Origin of the sequence: Desulfosarcina cetonica JCM 12296, assembly GCF_001311845.1 — a bacterium.
Taxonomy (GTDB): Bacteria; Desulfobacterota; Desulfobacteria; order Desulfobacterales; family Desulfosarcinaceae; genus Desulfosarcina; species Desulfosarcina cetonica.
The window spans coordinates 66,825-84,482 of the sequence record NZ_BBCC01000002.1 but is presented as its reverse complement, the minus strand read 5'-3'; the positions used below and the strand labels follow the sequence as shown (position 1 = coordinate 84,482).

At 55.5% G+C, this 17,658-nt stretch carries 16 protein-coding genes; 13 read left to right on the top strand and 3 right to left on the bottom strand.

The features are described from left to right. Positions 1 to 8 precede the first annotated feature (8 nt). From JCM12296_RS48780 to rarD, 3 genes are all read right to left on the bottom strand, one after another. The gene (locus tag JCM12296_RS48780) at positions 9 to 923 is read right to left on the bottom strand and encodes a class I tRNA ligase family protein (protein WP_340147729.1); all 915 of its coding nucleotides are present in this window, start codon (positions 921 to 923) and stop codon (positions 9 to 11) included. A gap of 71 nt (positions 924 to 994) precedes the next feature. Beyond that, on the bottom strand, positions 995 to 1,600 hold the full coding sequence (locus JCM12296_RS01005) for a hypothetical protein (protein ID WP_054688938.1): 606 nt from the start codon (positions 1,598 to 1,600) through the stop codon (positions 995 to 997). Positions 1,601 to 1,932: 332 nt separating this feature from the next. Next, complete coding sequence (rarD, locus tag JCM12296_RS01000) at positions 1,933 to 2,847, bottom strand: EamA family transporter RarD (RefSeq protein ID WP_054688937.1); 915 nt, start codon at positions 2,845 to 2,847, stop codon at positions 1,933 to 1,935. Positions 2,848 to 3,274: 427 nt separating this feature from the next. Here rarD and JCM12296_RS00995 point away from each other — a divergent pair, with 427 nt between their 5' ends. The 13 genes from JCM12296_RS00995 (at position 3,275) to JCM12296_RS00940 (ending at position 17,656) form a co-directional block, all read left to right on the top strand. Then, a complete protein-coding gene (locus JCM12296_RS00995) occupies positions 3,275 to 4,198 on the top strand; it encodes a transporter (RefSeq protein WP_054688935.1) in 924 nt (307 codons plus the stop codon). A 516-nt stretch (positions 4,199 to 4,714) separates the two neighbouring features. Beyond that, the gene (locus JCM12296_RS37700; protein WP_157067274.1) at positions 4,715 to 5,029 is read left to right on the top strand and encodes a 4Fe-4S dicluster domain-containing protein; all 315 of its coding nucleotides are present in this window, start codon (positions 4,715 to 4,717) and stop codon (positions 5,027 to 5,029) included. A gap of 53 nt (positions 5,030 to 5,082) precedes the next feature. Then, on the top strand, positions 5,083 to 6,402 hold the full coding sequence (locus JCM12296_RS00985; protein WP_054688931.1) for an aldehyde ferredoxin oxidoreductase N-terminal domain-containing protein: 1,320 nt from the start codon (positions 5,083 to 5,085) through the stop codon (positions 6,400 to 6,402). Positions 6,403 to 6,491: 89 nt separating this feature from the next. Continuing rightward, a complete protein-coding gene (locus tag JCM12296_RS46880) occupies positions 6,492 to 7,364 on the top strand; it encodes an AMP-binding protein (RefSeq protein ID WP_281491889.1) in 873 nt (290 codons plus the stop codon). Further along, positions 7,259 to 8,449, top strand: coding sequence for an acetoacetate--CoA ligase (locus tag JCM12296_RS46875; protein WP_281491891.1), 1,191 nt, complete (start codon positions 7,259 to 7,261; stop codon positions 8,447 to 8,449). Before JCM12296_RS46880 ends, JCM12296_RS46875 begins: the two co-directional genes overlap by 106 nt. A 119-nt stretch (positions 8,450 to 8,568) precedes the next feature. Continuing rightward, positions 8,569 to 10,125, top strand: a complete 1,557-nt coding sequence (locus JCM12296_RS00975) for an FAD-binding oxidoreductase (RefSeq protein ID WP_054688929.1) — start codon at positions 8,569 to 8,571, stop codon at positions 10,123 to 10,125. A 264-nt stretch (positions 10,126 to 10,389) separates the two neighbouring features. After that, positions 10,390 to 11,508 (top strand): (Fe-S)-binding protein, encoded by a 1,119-nt coding sequence (locus tag JCM12296_RS00970; RefSeq protein WP_054688927.1) that lies wholly within the window; start codon positions 10,390 to 10,392, stop codon positions 11,506 to 11,508. Positions 11,509 to 11,549: 41 nt separating this feature from the next. Beyond that, positions 11,550 to 12,662 (top strand): hypothetical protein, encoded by a 1,113-nt coding sequence (locus JCM12296_RS00965; RefSeq protein ID WP_157067273.1) that lies wholly within the window; start codon positions 11,550 to 11,552, stop codon positions 12,660 to 12,662. A gap of 179 nt (positions 12,663 to 12,841) precedes the next feature. Next, the gene (locus JCM12296_RS00960) at positions 12,842 to 13,831 is read left to right on the top strand and encodes a magnesium chelatase ATPase subunit I (protein WP_246803885.1); all 990 of its coding nucleotides are present in this window, start codon (positions 12,842 to 12,844) and stop codon (positions 13,829 to 13,831) included. Beyond that, positions 13,764 to 14,642 carry a VWA domain-containing protein gene (locus JCM12296_RS00955; protein ID WP_054688924.1) on the top strand — a complete coding sequence of 293 codons (879 nt, stop codon included), beginning with the start codon at positions 13,764 to 13,766 and terminating at the stop codon, positions 14,640 to 14,642. The genes JCM12296_RS00960 and JCM12296_RS00955 overlap by 68 nt, the downstream gene beginning before the upstream one ends. A gap of 131 nt (positions 14,643 to 14,773) precedes the next feature. Next, entirely contained in the window at positions 14,774 to 15,460 is a 687-nt protein-coding gene (locus tag JCM12296_RS00950; protein ID WP_054688922.1) for a formylglycine-generating enzyme family protein, read from the top strand. A 13-nt stretch (positions 15,461 to 15,473) separates the two neighbouring features. Beyond that, the gene (locus tag JCM12296_RS00945; protein ID WP_054688919.1) at positions 15,474 to 16,397 is read left to right on the top strand and encodes a histone deacetylase family protein; all 924 of its coding nucleotides are present in this window, start codon (positions 15,474 to 15,476) and stop codon (positions 16,395 to 16,397) included. 188 nt (positions 16,398 to 16,585) lie between these two features. Further along, positions 16,586 to 17,656 (top strand): histone deacetylase family protein, encoded by a 1,071-nt coding sequence (locus JCM12296_RS00940; RefSeq protein WP_054688918.1) that lies wholly within the window; start codon positions 16,586 to 16,588, stop codon positions 17,654 to 17,656. Positions 17,657 to 17,658: the final 2 nt, after the last annotated feature.

The window sequence follows — 17,658 nt, the reverse complement described above, 5'->3', positions numbered from 1 at the left end:
CGCGTCGGTCATGCGCCCGTCCTCGCCGATGACCTTGATACTGGGCAGGTCGTGACGGCGCCCGATCTCGAAATCGTTGGGGTCGTGGGCCGGGGTGACCTTGAGGCGCCGGTGCCGGTGGAAAGATCCACATAGGTGTCGCGGATAATGGGAATTTCACGGTCCATCAGCGGCAGGGTCACCGTTTGGGCCGACAGGTTGGCATAGCGTTCATCGTCCGGGTGCAGGGCCACGGCCGTATCGCCCAGCATGGTTTCCGGCCGGGTGGTGGCCACGGTGAGCGCGCCGGAACCGTCGGCAAAGGGGTAACGGATATGGTAGAAGTTGCCGTCGAGGTCCTCGTGCTCGACTTCCAGATCGGAAAGGGCCGTGTGGCAGCGGCAGCACCAGTTGATGATGTAGTCGCCCTGATAGATCAAGCCTTCGTCGTAGAGTTGGACGAACACCTTGCGCACGGCCCGGGAGAGCCCCTCGTCCATGGTGAAGCGTTCGCGGTCCCAGTCGCACGAGGCACCCAGGCGCTTGAGCTGGTTGATGATGGCGCTGCCGTACTGCTTGCGCCATTCCCAGACGGCTTCGATAAACTTCTCGCGGCCCAGTTGATGACGGTCGCTGCCCTCGGCGGCCAGTTTTTTCTCCACCACGTTCTGGGTGGCGATGCCGGCATGGTCGGTGCCGGGCATCCACAGGACACTGTCGCCCTTCAGGCGGCGGTAACGGCACATGATGTCCTGCATGGTGTTGTTCAGGGCATGGCCCATGTGCAGGACGCCGGTGACGTTGGGTGGGGGAATGACGATCGAATAGGGCGTCTTGGCCGTGGTTTCGTCGGCGGCGAACAGCTTTTCCTGTTCCCAGTAGGTATACCAGCGCTTTTCAACATCCTCGGGGGAATAGCTCTTGTCCAGCAATTCACGACTCATGGGGGTGCGACTCCTTGTGACAACGGCCCGGTCGCGATCAACCGGGCCGCTAAAAAAAATGGAAAAGGGGATTAAAACCTAATCCCCGTGAAAAATGCATACACAACAAACGCTTGCCGGCCGCCCCGATCAATCCTGACGCAGCTTGTCATCTCCAATGATGTCGGCTTTGATCTTTTCGATTTCCTGCCCGATGGTCCGCTGGATGGTTTCGACCAGCAGACGTTCGATCTTTTCACCGTAAATTTTTTGATCACCCGCTCCAGGGCCGCTTCCACCTGCGCCTCGCTGATCGGTGGCGCGGCGCCGGCTTCCTCGACGGGGATTGGCGCAGTTCCGGTCTCCGCCGCTTCAAGGGGAATGGCAAGATCGGCGGCCGGCAGCTCCGCCTCGGGGGCGACCGCTTCGGTCAGATCGATGATCGGTTCGCTTTCCTCGGGTGAGGGTGCTTCCGGGGCCTTTGCTGCAGGTTCCTCCACGACCATCGTGTTTGTCAACGGGATGGCCGCTTCATCGGCCTGGTCGATGGCCGATGGCGCCTGATCGGGTTGCTCCATGACATGGGTGAGTTCAATGACGTCGTCGTCCCCACTCTCCGGGACAACCTCGGTCAGATTGATAATGTCGTCATCCAGATCGTTTTCGGTCTGTGGATCGGGTTTCTGGCCACCATCCATACGTTTCCCCCGTTTGCCGCAACCGGTATTCCCGGTAAGGCGTGTTGGTCACATCCGGCGGCATCCATCGCCGGTAAGGCCGGTTGCCGATGCGATGCCAACACCGTGCGACGGTTGCGTGTTTCGTTTTCACCAACGCGGGTTGGTGCCGATACACCCGCTGAAGCTTCCTGCCCGGAGACGTCGGCGTGAAATGCCGCGTCCTATCCGACGATGGGCGGACGCAGGAGAAAAATAACAAATCGACGCTACCATACCCGTATAAACCTGTCAAGGTATTTGGATTCTTGACAAAAACCGTAATTTTGAACCTTGTCGGATTGGCTGTTGGTTCACTCGAGACGCCGGCGTTGGCGGTGCATCCGCAGGGCATCCCATGAATAGATCGCCAGCGCCGTCCAGATCAGGCCGAAGGTCATTGCCTGGACGGTGGTGAACGGTTCACCGAAGAGGGTAATGCCTAACAGCAGCATACCGGTGGGCGCCGTGTACTGGACGAAGCCCAGGGTTGCCAGGGTGATCCGTTTGGCACCGAGGTTGAAAAGCAGGAGCGGCGTGGCCGTGAGTATGCCGGTTCCCATGAGGAGCAGGTCGGTGCGCATCCCGCTGTGCAGAAAAGCACCGCTGCCCATGCGGTGGAGGTGAGCGATCCAGATGGCTGCCGGAAGTGTCAACAGCAGGGTCTCGACGGTCAGCCCCACCAACGCGCCGACGGCCGCCACCTTGCGTACCAGCCCGTAAATCCCGAAACTGAACGCCAGGGCCAGGGAGACCCAGGGAAAGACGCCGTGGCGCATGGTGAGGTAAAGTACGCCCGCGGCAGCCAGGCAGACCGCTAGGGTTTGGGCGCGGCGCAGGCGTTCCCCCAGAAAGATCATGCCCAGCAGGACGTTGACCAGGGGGTTGATGTAATATCCCAGGCTGGCCTGGAGCACGCGGCCGTTATTGACCGCCCAAATGTAGAGCAGCCAGTTGGCGCCGACGAGTACCGACGTCAACAAAAGCGTCCCCAGGATCCGGGGGGTGGCAAGGGCATGTCGAAAGGCATGCCACTGGCGGCCGGCCACCACCAGGGGGACGAGAATAACAAAAGACCACAGCATCCGATGCAGGATAATCTCGAAGGCACTCACCTGGTCGAGGGCTCGCCAGTAGATCGGGCTGAGTCCCCAGATGAGAAATGCCGTGAAGGCCATGAACACGCCGAAGACGGGCGTTTGGGGGGCAGGGGATGGGTTGGGGCGCATTGCTCGGATTCGATCTTTCTTTTCATCAGGCAACATTGTTGCGGTTTTAGAGTGCGCAAAATATAGCCGAACCATTGATGGGTCAACCGTGACGCACCTAAAATATACCCTGCGCTTGATCGGCTGCAAAGCGTGAAGTGGCTGTTTTTAATCATTGGGTATCTATCATGAATGATAGTGTTTTTTACAATTTAAAGCGCGCTTGATGGATCGTGGATGTTTTATTGCGGTTGATATTAGCCAGTTTTAACTATGTTTTGCTTTTGAGAAAATGTTTAAAATTTGTATAAATTATAATTATATTAAGATGTTATCGTGAAATCAGTCGTTGGCATTGAGATTGCGTTTTCTTCATGGGCAAGCCTGCGCGTTTTGGATCGCCGGAGATGTTGCGTGCAGAAATACAAAAGAAAAAGGAGATTGAACGATGAAGAAAGGCAGCAGAAATGGAAGCGTGAAAATGATGTTGATCGTATGGGTCGTCACCTTGGTTCCCATGGCTGCATATGCTTTGGGCGATCTACATCTATATGCATTTCCGGGTATATGGGCTCAGGACTTACCCACGACTTGGTTAACCAATGTGCAACTGCGTTATTTCAATTATGATCATGTCTTCAACGCTTCGGGTGATCGTGTAAATTCAATGGAGGTTGAAGGATTTCAGTCGATCAATAAGATTGCGCATGCTGAGCGTTTAAACGAACAATGGCAGTTATTGAATGTTTTAGTAGTCCCCATTGCAAATGTTAACGTCGACGAGATAAATGAAAGTGCTTCCGGAATGGGCGATCCGATAAGTACTAATCTGCTTGGCTGGCATAATTTAGCTAACAATCTGCATCTTTCCGGAGGGTTTAGCTTATCGTTCCCCCTTGGCGACTATGACACCGACGATACCTTGAATATAGGAGAGAACCGTTGGAAACTCTATTTTCCGTTTGTAACGTTGCAATTTAGAAAGCCTGCTTTCAACGGATTGTTGATGCTTGATTTGAGTATGAATTGTGAATGGAGATACGAGAATAGAGACACCGATTGGGATGATCATGATGTTGCGGAGATTAATCTCATTGCCACCTACTGGCTTGATAGAAAGACAATGAAGCTGGGTTTTTTCCTACAGCCTGACTATCAATTCGCTATCAATGAATCCAAGTTAAATGGAGACGGCCAGGGCGATTCCGACTTTTATACTTTCGGGGGCGCGTTAGGTGTCGTCTATGCATTTAAACCCAATTCTATTTTCTATTTGAAGTATAGCAAGGAATTGGATGGGAGGGAGTTGAATAACGGAGGATATGCCCCGGAGGTGGAAGCACTCCATTTTCAGTGGGCATATGTTTTTTAAGAAAACGCCAACATGAGCCCCTTCAAGGGCTTTCCCGACAACAAAGCCCCCTTCGCGGGGGCTTCATCACCGGCCACGCGCCAGGCGCGTGGCCGGTGATGTTTTTGGGATCCCGGAACGCTGGCCAGGCATCCGGTGGGGGTTGGGGGCTCTGAAAATGGTAAGCTTAGGGTGGCTGATTTTAGAGAAAGTGTAATGCGCTGAAAATACGCAACAAAAAATATGTTTGGCCGAAAAATAGAAATGATCACCGGTTTCCAACTGGCTGAAATCAGCCATCTCACCCTTTGTCCCCGCCCACCCAGAAATCTTTAAATCGCTACAAAAAATAAATAAATCCAATAGCTAACATAAAGATTGGCTTGATGGCATCCTGATTGCTTTTAGAAAATGAAGTCAAGTATGAAAATGAATTCAATTTAAAATTCAGCATCACATACATGTTCTTAATCGGATTATCATTTTCGGATCGAGAAAAGATCCAAACATCTTTAACACGCCCAAGGAGGATAAAAAATGGGGTTAAAATTTGATTCCCTGAAATGCACGTCGTGCATGGCATGTGAATTGGCCTGCGGCTACCATCGAGATGAAGCCCTGGCCATGCTCGCGTCGAGTATCGTGACCTATCGCAACAGAGAGAAAAAAAATTATTTCGGTATCATGCTCAAGGAACCGGAGAATCTGGTCCTTTCCAGGCCCGAAGGGTGGAAATCCAACGCATCGGTGTCGTGGATGAAAACGTGGAAGCCGACCCGGCCGCCAAACCCATCTTGCTCAGGGAGGCCTGCGATTTGTGTGAAAATGAAGAAAAGGGACCTTTCTGCGTAAGGGTTTGCCCCCATAACGTCATCTCTGTTGAATAACGAAGGAGTCGAAAAAGAATGGAATATCTCTCAGCTGACAAAATCGCGGTGATCGATCTGGCAAGCCGTAAAGTAATGGAAGATGAACTGGATGAGGATCTCGTAACCGAACGGATCGGCGGCATCGGCATTACAAAGCATCTGTATGAGAAATATGCCGACGAAGATCCCATCGTGATCGGAACCGGGCTGCTCACCGGAAGCCTGTTCCCCGGATCTTCCTTGGGTATCCTGACGGCCAGAAGCCCCAGAACAAACAACGTCTGCCACGCTCCGTTCTGCCAGCACGCCGGTATGGAATTTAAGTACGCCGGGTTCGACTATATCGTCATCAAGGGCGTGTCCGAAACCCCTGTCTATCTTTGGCTGCACGACGGAATCGCGGACATCAAGCCTGCTGACGAGATTTACGACATGACCCCATGGGAAATCGTGGACAACAAAAAAGGCCTTCGCGGAAAACTCGGCGATGAGCTGATCCAGTTTTTATCGGTGGGAAAGGCTGCCGAGGTCGACACCAACGCGGCGCAGGTGCTGGTCAACTGTTGGTCAAGCGGCGACCGGTGGGGGTTCGGCAGACTTTTCGGAGAAAAAAAGCTGAAAACCATCGCCATGCGGGGGATGGGGCTTATGGAAGTCGCGGATCCGGAAGATTTTCTCGACAAATGCACGGACCTCGTTTCCCTTTTGACCCAAAATCCCGCGTTGGCCAAAAAGGGATGCATCGCGTTTCCGGCGGCAATGGGGGCGGAGAACATCGTCGATTGGATCGCCCCCCTGGTTCACCGTCACAGCGCGGCCTTCAACACCCCTTTTCCCTACAATACCTTTGTAAAATACAACGAGGCACCAACGGTCATGAAAGAGTCCGATGTGGAAGAGCCCGGCGTCATGATCACGGATATCGCCGCGTTGCTCGGCTTCAAAAAGTTGAATCTTTCGGCCGAGCAGGCCTGCAGGATGATCGAGGCCTGCAACAAATACGGGATCGACCCGACTGCGGCGGCAGCCATGCTGGAGAAAAGCGGAGCCGGCGATTTTGAAAGCATGCAAAAACAGGTTCCCGGATTAAAGGAAAACACGCAAGACGCGGGAACAACGCCCTTCAGCCCCTGGTGTCCATCCCAGCCCCTGTTCGCCGCCTTTGATGGCGCGACGGACGCCGCCTGGTGGCAGCGGCGCCAAGCGGTGGCCTACATTTTTGGAATCGATCCGATATTTGCGATCATGGCGCCTGAGATCACGGAAGCAAAGCTGATCGAAGCCGTCACCACCGGGACGGAGCTTGAGATATCCGCCGATACCCTGGAAGACGTGATCGCGTCCGTGATTTCCTGACGTCGGGCTTCTCGAGTCCACGAAATTCAAGGATTTTGGCTTTTAACGAGACGATCAATTTTAAGCAAGAAGGGAATCAGGAGAAAGAAATGGGTGAATCGAGAATCATGTGGGAACCCACGCCGGAGACGGTCCAGAAGTCGAACATGATGAAGTTTATCAATGCCGTCAACGCGAACCATCGGTTGAACATCGGCTCCTATGGTGATCTCTACCAATGGTCGGTTGATCATCTTTCCGACTTCTGGGGGGATTTATGGGATTTCCTCGAAATCAAGGCTTCCCGGAAATTCGACCGGGTCGTGGATGACGCAACCATAATGCCGGGCGCCAAATGGTTCGAGGGTGCCAGGCTCAACTTTGCCGAAAACCTGCTGCGTTTCCGGGATGACCGGGTCGCGCTCGTCTTCCGGGGAGAAGCCGTCGTCACTCGGAAATTGACCTACGCAGACCTTTTTGAACGGGTGGCCAAGCTTTCCAACGCATTGCGAGAATACGGCATCAAGCCGGGCGACCGCGTCGCCGGGTTCATCCCCAATATGCCGGAAGCCATCATCGCCATGCTCGCAGCCGTGAGCGTGGGTGCCACGTGGTCTTCCTGCTCGCCGGACTTCGGGATCAACGGGGTGTTTGACCGCTTCGGACAGATTCAGCCGCGGATCCTTTTCATCGCTGACGGGTACTATTACAAGAACAAGAAACTCAGCTCCCTGGAGCGGGTGGCCGGAATTGTCGAGAAGATCCCCTCCATTGAAAAGGTCATCGTCATTCCTTATACCGAAGCGCAACCCGACATCGGCATCATCCCCAACGCGGTGGCCTACGAAACTTCGTTGCCGGATTCAGCGGCGAGAAGATCGAATTCGAACAGCTCCCGCCGGATCAGCCCCTGTACATCATGTATTCCTCGGGAACCACCGGCCTGCCCAAATGCATGGTGCAAAGCACCGCGGGCATCCTGATCAACCAGATGAAGGAAATGCGACTGAACACGGATCTCAAGCGGGAAGACACCATCTTCTACTTTACCACCTGTGGCTGGATGATGTGGAACTGGTTGACCAGCGCCCTTTCCATTGGCGCGACCCTCGTCCTTTATGACGGCAATCCCTTTTATCCGGATGCCAGCACCTTGTGGAAAATGGCCGAAGAAGAGAAAATCACCGTCTTCGGCACCAGCGCCGGTTACCTCCAGGCCCTGGAGGCCAGCGGCATCAAGCCCGGCGCCCTGTTTGACTTGCGTTCCATCCGAACCATTCTCTCCACCGGCTCGCCCCTGTCCCCCGAGCAATTCGATTTCGTGCATCGGGATATCAAAGAAGACGTGCAGCTCGCTTCTATCTCTGGTGGGTCGGACTTGAACGGGTGTTTTGTCGGGGCCAACCCCATCGGCCCGGTTTTCCGGGGAGAGCTCCAGGCCAGGTGCCTTGGCATGAAGGTCAAGGCCTACAACGAAAACGGGGAGCCGGTGATCGGGGAAAAGGGGGAACTGGTTTGCGAGGCGCCCTTTCCCAGCATGCCGATTTACTTTTGGAACGACCCGGACGGAAGCCGCTACCAGAGCGCTTACTTCGATAAATATCCCAATATTTGGTGTCACGGCGACTATATCAACATCACCGATACGGGCGGCGTCGTCATCCACGGCCGTTCCGACGCCACCCTCAACCCCGGCGGCGTCCGGATCGGCACCGCCGAGATTTACCGGCAGATCGAATCCTTTGATGAAATCCAGGACAGCGTGGTGGTCGGGCAAAAGTGGAAGGGAGACGTCAGGGTTATTTTGTTTGTCCTGATGAAGGACGGTTACACGCTGACCGACGACCTTAAGGCCAAAATACGGACCGCCATCAAGCTGAACGCGTCTCCGCGCCATATTCCTTCAAAAATCATCGCGGTCGAGGGCATTCCCTATACCCTGAACATGAAAAAAGTGGAAGTCGCCGTGAGAAAGGTCATTCACAATGAAGAGATTACGAATCGCGACGCGTTGTCCAACCCCGAAGCGCTGGAATACTACAAGGACATTCCTGAACTTCAATCCTGATCAAGAATGACGGCGCGTCGGCATCGGCTGGAATGGATACCGCAAAAAACGATTGGCATTAGCGACGGGACGCAGGCAACAACATTCGTTACCCAATGGATTAAAAGGAGGAATGTTCAATGGCGTTAGACAAAAAGATCATGGACAAGTTGTCCGAGGTCGTGGGCAAGGACTACTGCTCGGATGCGGATTTTATCGTGCAACCTTACGGCAAAAGCCTGGATTCGGTTTCGGGTCGCCAGGCACCGGCGGCGGTGGTCCTGCCCGCGACCACGGAAGAGGTTTCCGGCATCGTTAAAATTGCCAACGCGTTCAAGGTACCCATTCTGGCCAGGGGGACCGGCGCGGATCTCTCCATGGGCGCAAAGCCCACCAAAGAAGGCGTGATCCTGATCGACCTCAACAAGCGGATGAACAAGATCCTGGATATCGACTTGGATCACGCGGTGGCCACGGTTCAGGCGGGCGTCCAAATGGGGCAGTTGACGACCGCACTGCTGAAACAAGGCTATTATCCCGGCCAACTGGGTCCGGCCAACAGTGCGGCCACCGTGGGCGGCGCCGTGGCCAACGCGTCGGTGGGCGGCGGCGGCGAGACCATGTTCATGGGGCCCGGCCGACTGGTGGCGAGTGTTGAGGTGGTGTTGCCCACCGGCGAGATCATCAACACGGGTTCCGCCGCGAATCCGAAAGGCCGGCCGTGGTTCGGCGGAAGATTTCTCGGCGGGCCGGACCTCACGGGCATGTTTATCGGAGACCCCGGCATTCTCGGGATCAAAACCAAGATTTCCCTGCAGATATTTCCCATGCCGAAATTCTGGAAGTGCAAAACCTACCTGGTCCCCGGCGACGACCGGACCGGTGCCAATGGGGAGGATGTGGACCTGATCAAGGATATCCGCAACGCCGTAGCCATCTGCAAGGAATGGGAGCAGCTTGGCAACCCCGGTATCCACTCCATCGCCTACTTCAATTACGTCTGCTTCAACTTCCTGGCGGGTGCGGAATTCTACGAACCGTGGACACGCGCGCTGGAGCCGGGAAAGATCAATCAAAATGGTGCATTGGGATTGATCGCGTGCGGTCATTCCCAGGAAGAGCTCGACGCCAATCTGAAAACACTGGATGACATTTGCGAAAAATACGGTTGCAAGGTGTTCGGCGATACCATCGAGGAGGGGAATTACGCGGAATGGCTTCTATGGAAGACCGGTAACTGGTCTTATGCCCATTGGTTCTGGGGGGCGGCCGGTGGTCCGGGCGCCGCGTTCAACATCATCGATGTGCACTGGGACGGGCTCATCCAAGGCCTGGAGGAGAATTTTAAAAACTACGATGAACGCTTGGTCGATTACCAGGATTCCAACATGCCCATTCCCGGCATCATCCTATCGCCGGTCGGTGGTGGCGTGAAACTGGTCAGCGGGTGCCCCACCCGGGATGAAATTCCGGAACTGCCGGACGCGGAAAAAACGCGCTATGACCTGCGCATGGAAGACGCCCGGTGCATCATGGACGCCGGCGGGATGCCCATCTGGACGGGCCCCCTCTACAGCCAGTACATGGTGGAAAACGGCTACTACGAAGCAAATTACCTCAAGTTCTTAAAATCCATCAAAGACACGCTGGATCCCAACGGCATCTTGAGCCCCGGCAAGTTTCATTTCAATGATTAAGCGATAAGGAGTGGGAAAACATGAGAAAGGAAAAAGAAAACTCTACCGCACCCAATTTCATAACCTGGAGGAGATGGATCCCCGATCCTATGAATGGTGCATGCAGTGCGGCTCCTGTCTGAACGACAACAGAATGCTGGCGGGCATCTTCGGCGCGTGTCCGGTTTTCAACCACGGCAATAAGTTCGAGGTGTTTCTGCCCCGCGGCCGCATGCAGGCGATCCGGGCGCTGCTGGAGGGCCGGCTCGAGCCTCCCAGGAACTGGTGGACAGCGTCTTCATGTGTACCACCTGCAACGCATGCACGGAAGTCTGCCACTCCACCCATACGGAAACCCAAAGCTGGCCGATTACCCGGGTCAATGACCGGGCCAACACCTTTGAAAACCTGCGGGCCGACCTCATGGAGATGGGTTTCGCGCATTTGGAGGGGCACCGCATGTTGCTGGGCAGCCTCTCCAACTACGACAACCCCTGGGGCCAACCACGGCGCGCCAAGGCTAACTGGGCCAGAAAAAAGAATCTTTCCGGGAAGAACCTGGGCAAGAAAATGGAGAACATCGATGTGCTTCTCTTCCACGGTTGCACGGCGCCCTTGGACCAGACGCTTCAGGACGTGGTCCTGGCCACGGCCCAGCTTCTGGATAAGGTCGGGGTCAACTGGGGGTATCTGGGAGAGAAAGAGATCTGCTGTGGCTCCATCGCCATGCGAACCGGCGAGCAAGGCGTGTTCAAGTCCATTGCCAAACGCAACGTGGAACTGCTGAACGATCTTTACGACAATTATGGCCTCAAAACCATCGTCACCTCCTGTGCGGGATGCTTCAAGACCATGTTTCAGGACTACGACGAGTTGTCCGAGTACGAAGACGATGTGCCCAAGATCAAGGCTGAAATCATCCACACCAGCATCTACGCGAAACGGCTCCTTGAAGAAGGCAAACTCTCTTTCGGCAATGGGTTTAAATTCAAAGCCACCTACCACGACCCCTGCCATCTGGGCCGGCATTGCCATGTTTACGAAACGCCCAGGGAGATGCTCCAGAGTATTCCCGGGGTAACCTTCGAGGATATGGAGCGTAACCGAAAGTACTCCCTTTGCTGCGGTTGCGGTGGCGGGGTGAAAAGCGGGTATCCGGACCTGGCCCAAAGCATCGGCATCGAGCGTATCCACGAAGCCGAAGGCATCGGTGCGGAATACATCGTCACCACCTGCCCCTTCTGCGAGCAGAACATCCGGGACGCCATCAAGGGATCGTCCTCCGAGCTGAAGGTGGTCGATCTCGTCCAGCTCATGGCCGTGAGCAGTGGCGCCCGCGAGGACGACCTGGTCCCCATCGGCGATGCCGTCAGCACGCAAAAGGGACCCAAGGGAGCATGCTAACCGAGAAAAATCGTGACCTGTAAAGGAGGAAACCAATGGCGATGGAAATGGTAGATTTGGGCGGTGAAAGACAACGCTACAAAGCAGTGGAGCTGCCCCGCTTTCAGACCGTGATGCCGGAACCGCTGGCAGAGGATGCCAAGGAACAGCTCGGCAAAATGGAAGACCGGGCGGCCCTGGGGGTTGAAAAGAGAATCGACATCACCAAGGGGGTCAGAAGGAAACAGGCCGCCGCCATGCTGGACTGGTTTTATGGGGAAGGTCTCTCCATGGCGCAACAGATGATCGCGCCGGGGTGCTCTTCCATCCAGCTTCAGGGAAACCCGGTCGTCTTTTTCAAAACCAACATCAACCAGGGGCTGAACTGGCGCATGGGTGACGGCATCGTTTCCCGTGATCCCGAGGTCGCATCCCAGAAGGACAAGCTTCCCAGAGAACTGATGCGGCCGGACAACTTCATGAATTGGTCCGGTGATATCAACCATCCCTTTTGCTTTGCCCATATTTCAAGGGGCGAGATCGTACTCAAGGCCATTGAGATCGCCAATGAAAGGGGTTGGTTCATTCCGTTGATCGCCAATAACGGGCTGTGGCAGAACCGCAAGAACAACGCCAGGCTTGGCGGCTATATCGGGGCTCTGGGAACCGTCATTCCCGGCGAGCAGAGCATGGATAAGCATAAATACTATTATGAAAAGGAACATACCTGCCGCTACCTGTTCACCCCCAAGGAGATCAATTTTTTCAAGGAACGCGGTTGGGACGACTTGCAGAAGTCCGCGGCCGAGGAAATGGGGTTCGATATCGACACCTATTTCGAGGAACTGGTCGACGGCAAACACGACGATGAACTGCTCAAGCCCGGGGTCAAAACCGATTTCAGCGCGGCCATTCCCTACCAGCGGACCCTCAGACGAAGTTTGGGTTTCTGGCGGGAGACGAAACACCTGGATGAAGATGAATGGTGGAAGGAAAAGGGCCGCTTGGATGACGACGGCGTTCTGATCGGGTTCGGTGAGTTCGAGGAAGAGGAGTTCAGGGAGCGGCTGAAGCTCCTGGGCTACACCGAGGTCGACGAGGAGGCCCTGTTTCATGGGAAGATGCCCGAAAACATCTCCAAAGAGGCGAATCTTCCCGACTATCTTAGCAACTGATCCGGAACGTGAGCGGTTAGCCCTTAGCGGCTAACCGCTCCTATTCACCAACCAAAGCAGGAAAGCCTTCATCATGATCTCATGCAGCTGCCGGGTTCTTCCCTTTACCGCGATCATCGGTCAGGCGGAAATGAAAAAAGGCCCTCATCCTGAACGTCATCAATCCCAAAATCGGCGGCGTGCTGATCAGGGGCGAAAAGGGGACCGCAAAATCCACGGCGGTGCGTGGGCTGGCGGAGCTGCTGCCGGAAATCGACGTGGTCGAGGACTGCGCCTTCAGTTGCGATCCCTGCAATCCGGAAACCATGTGTTTCGCGTGTCTGTCCAAATATGAACAACGGGAGCCATTTGACATCCTCAAAAGAAAGGTCCGGGTGATCAATCTTCCCCTGGGCGCCACCGAGGACCGGGTTGTCGGCACCCTTGATATCGAAAAGGCCATCCGGGAAGGCATCAAGGCCCTTGAACCCGGGCTTCTGGCCGCCACGAACCGGGGTATTCTCTACGTCGACGAAGTCAATCTGCTGGACGATCATATCGCTGACCTTCTTCTGGATTCCGCGGCCCTGGGGGTGAACACCATTGAACGGGAGGGCATTACCGTGCGGCATCCCGCCAACTTCTCCCTGATCGGCACGATGAATCCGGAAGAAGGCGAGCTGCGGCCCCAGCTGTTGGACCGCTTCGGCCTGCAGGTCACCGTCGGCGAACTGAATGACGCCAAGGAAAGAATCGCCATTGTCCACCGCATCAATGACTTCGACAAGGACCCCCTGGCCGTCATGCAAGCCTTTGAAGACCAGCAAAAGGAGACGGCGCAAAAAATCACGAACGCCATGGCGCTGCTCAACCAGGTGGAGATCCATGAGAACCTGATCGAGATGATCATATCCGTTTGCCAGGATCTGGAAATCAAAACCCACCGTGCCGAAATCGCAACCCTGAGAACGAGCATCACCATTGCGGCGTTGGAAGGAAGAACAGCGGTTCACGTCGCCGACGTGAAGGCGGCGATGGCCCTGACGCTTCCCCATCGGATGCGAAGACTGCCTTTTGAACCGCCCGTGCTGAACCGGGACAAACTGGATAAAAAATCGAGGATTGGAAAAAAAAAATCGAAATTCCCGCAAACTGAGGAGACCGGCGAGCCATGCGAAGGAGAGCGATGAAGGGCATCTCATTCGATCCGAGAGCGTTTCAGAGGAGGAGCAGGTCGTCGCGGTCGGCAGCCGGATTGACGCGAAAAGAATCAAGTATGTCGAAAAAGATAAAATGGAGCGCAAAAAGGTGTCGGGTCGCCGGATCCGAACCCTTTCCGCCATCCGCGGAACATATGTCCGCTCCCGCAAGCCCGTTGATAAAATCAGGGATGTCGCCTTGGACGCGACCATCCGGTCCGCCTGCATCCATTGTGAACCGAAAACGAATCCGACATGCAGACTAACGATACGAAAACAGGATGTAAGAGAAAAGATCAGGATCGGCAAGGTGTCGACGCCCACGGTTTTTGTCGTCGACGCGAGTGGTTCCATGTTCACCTACGAGCGGATGGAGAGCGCCAAGGGTGCGATCTTTTCCATGCTTATCGATTCATACCAGAAACGGGACAAAGTCGGGCTGGTGGCCTTCCGGGAACACAAAGCCGAAGTGATTCTTCCCATTTGCAACAGCCTGGACTGGGGTATCAAATGCCTCAAGGCGCTGGGCACCGGCGGGCCGACACCGCTTTCGGCCGGGTTGCAGAAGGGAATCGAGCTGCTGTTGATCGAAAAGAGAAGAAACCGGGAGTCCTTGCCGGTGCTGGTGCTGCTTTCCGATGGCCGCGCGAATGTGCCGCTCACGGCCGAGGGCACCATCGAGAAGGAACTCGTCAACCTCACGAACCAGGCGTGGATCAACAAGCTTCACATGATTTTTATCGACGTGGAAAAAACGGTGCAAACCAACAAAAACAACAGATTTACAAGGAGATTCTCATGAAACGGATGTCCTATTATCATATCGCGCATCTCAGCAGCGATGTGATCCGGGAAATCGTTGCCCGGGAGAAGCAAATGCTGATGTCCGCCCTCTAATAGACTTAATGCACTGTTTTTGCTCAGGAGAATGATATGATCGAAATACCCGCCGGACCGTTCTTACGGGGAAGTGAAGATGGAAACTACGACGAAAGCCCGCAACGGGAAGTGTATCTGGAAACCTATCTCATGGACGAACATCCGGTCACCAACGCCGAGTATAAACAATTCATCGATGAAACCGGACACGCCGCGCCCTACGTGGGCAAGCTCTGGTCGCAAAAATACGATTGGATCGACAACACCTATCCCGAGGGAAAAGCAAATCACCCGGTGGTTCTGGTTACCTTCGAGGACGCCCTGGCCTTTTGCCAGTGGGCGGGCAAACGGCTGCCGACCGAAGCGGAATGGGAAAAGGCGGCCCGGGGAACCGACGGCCGGACCTGGCCCTGGGGAAATACCTGGGACAGGGAAAAATGCGCCTGCGGCGGCATGGGGGCAACCACGACCGTGGAATGCTTCGACATGGGGAAAAGCCCTTTTGGGTGCCTCCACATGGCCGGCAACGTCTGGGAGTGGACCGCCGACTGGTACGACGACCAGTATTACAAGGTCTCGGAAACGCAAAATCCGCCAGGTCCCGATGCCGGCCAGCACCGGGTGTTGAAGGGCGGGGCATGGATCCATGGCGAATTTTCCGTGCGCTGCGCCATGCGTTTTCATAAAGCCCCCGACTATTGCGACAATTACATCGGTTTCAGATGTGCCAAATCCGTTTAATGGGAAAGACCGCATGAAAACCGCCATTGTTTTTCACGATGACTTTCGCAAATACGCGCTCGGCAGCGACCATCCCTTTACCGGCGAGCGGTACAAACATCTACCCGAGGTTTTCGGACACAAGGATCTATCGGCAAGAAAATCAGAGATTACCTTCATGCGGCCCAAACCGGCCGACGAGGCGTGTATCGAGGCCGTGCATGGCGAACAATATCTTGGCTTCATCCGCGGCATCAATGAGACCGGCGGCATGATCACCCTTGATACACCGATTCCGCCGGGACTGTACGATATCGCCCGACTTTTTGCCGGGGCCAATATTCTCGCCGGCCGGCTGATCGCCGAAAACATGGTGCGCCGGGTGGTGGTGCCGGGCCTGGGGGCGCATCACGCGGGCTATGATTTCGGCGGCGGTTTCTGCATGATCAACGACATCGCCGTGATGATCGAATATCTCCGGAAGTACTACCCGGTTCAAAAAATCATGGCCATCGATTACGACGCCCACTGCGGTGACGGCACCCAGGACATCTATTACGACTGCCCGGACGTCCTGTGCGTCGATCTTCACCAGGATCCCATGACCCTGTTTCCGGGCAAGGGGTTTGCCTACCAGATCGGTGTCGATGCGGGCCAGGGCCATACCATTAACCTGCCCATGCCTCCGGGGGCCTCGGACGAGGATTTCATGCGCGCCTTCCAAGAGGTGATCCTGCCGGTGGCCATGGACTTCGCGCCCGATCTCATCGTCGCCAACGGCGGGCTGGATGCCCATGTCGACGATCCCCTGAGTCAGTTGCGTCTGAGCATCAACGGCTTTCAGCAGATGATGCGCTCGATCGCGGATCTTTCGCAAAAGGTCTGCGACAGCCGGCTGATCCTGATCCTGGGGGGAGGGTACAACCCGAAAGTGGTGCCCGCGCCTGGACGGCGATGATATCGGCGATGCTGGGCGGTCCGAAATCCAACGTCACGGCATCAACGGCCCCGCCGGCATTCGATCCGGCAATCGGCAGACAGGTCGGCGAGATGGTCCAGGAAGTAAAGCGGATTCAAAGACCGTATTGGCCATGTCTTTGCGCGCCTGCCTGATGATTTGCGGTCCGCCAACCTAAGGAGAATCGGATGAAAACGGGAATCATCCACCACGAGCAGTTTAAACACTACGATTTCGGCCCCAACCATCCCTTAAGGGGATACTGCATGGATGAAAAGCTCGCCTTCAAGCTGGTGAAGGAGAACAACGCGCTCGGCGAGAAGACGGATCTGGCCTTTTTCGAACCCGAGGCGGTGGACAAGGAGCTGCTCTTGGACGTGCACGCCCCGGCATATGTCGATTTCATCAACGGCTTGAATGAACGGGGCGGCACCATCACCCTGGACACGCCCGTCTTCAAGGGGATGGTCGACGTGGCGCGGCGCTTTGCGGGCGCGGATATCCTGGGCGCGGAAATGCTCATGGAAAATACCGTGGACAAGGCCTTTGTCTTGGGCATGATGGGCCATCACGCCGGCATCGACTTTGGCGGCGGATTTTGCCTGGTCAACGATATCGCCATCATGGTCGAAGCCATGCGCAAAAAATACAATCTGAAGCGGGTGTTGATTTTCGATTACGCGGTCAACGCCGGCCACGGCACGATCAATATCTTCTACAAAAGCCCGGAAGTGCTTTGCATCGATATCCATCAGGATCCCCTGGTACTCTACCCCGGCACCGGCTTCCCCGAACAGGTGGGAAGGGGCGCGGGGCGGGGCCACACGGTCAACATCTGTCTTCCGCCCTACACCACGGACCGGCATTTTATGTTCGCGATCAACGAAGTCGTGGTTCCCATCGTCACGGAATACAAGCCGGAGCTGATCATCCTGGCGGGCCTGAACGGCGGCCACTTCACGGTCGACATCAACCAGTTCATGCTGACCCTCCAGGCGGTGTGGGACACGGTCCATTTGTTTGCCGGCCTGGCGGACAGCCTGTGCGGGGGAAGGCTTTTGCACATCGGCGGATTCAGTTTGGACAGGAAACTGATGCCCCTGGGCTTTCTGGCGACGGTCGCGGGCGCGCTTGACGTCAAGGTGCCCCTGCCCGAGCCCTACGCCATGCCCAAGAATCTTCCGGAGATCACACAAGACGTCGAGGAGGCGGTTCGAAACGTGACGCGCATCCACAAAACCTACTGGAACTATTTATAAGA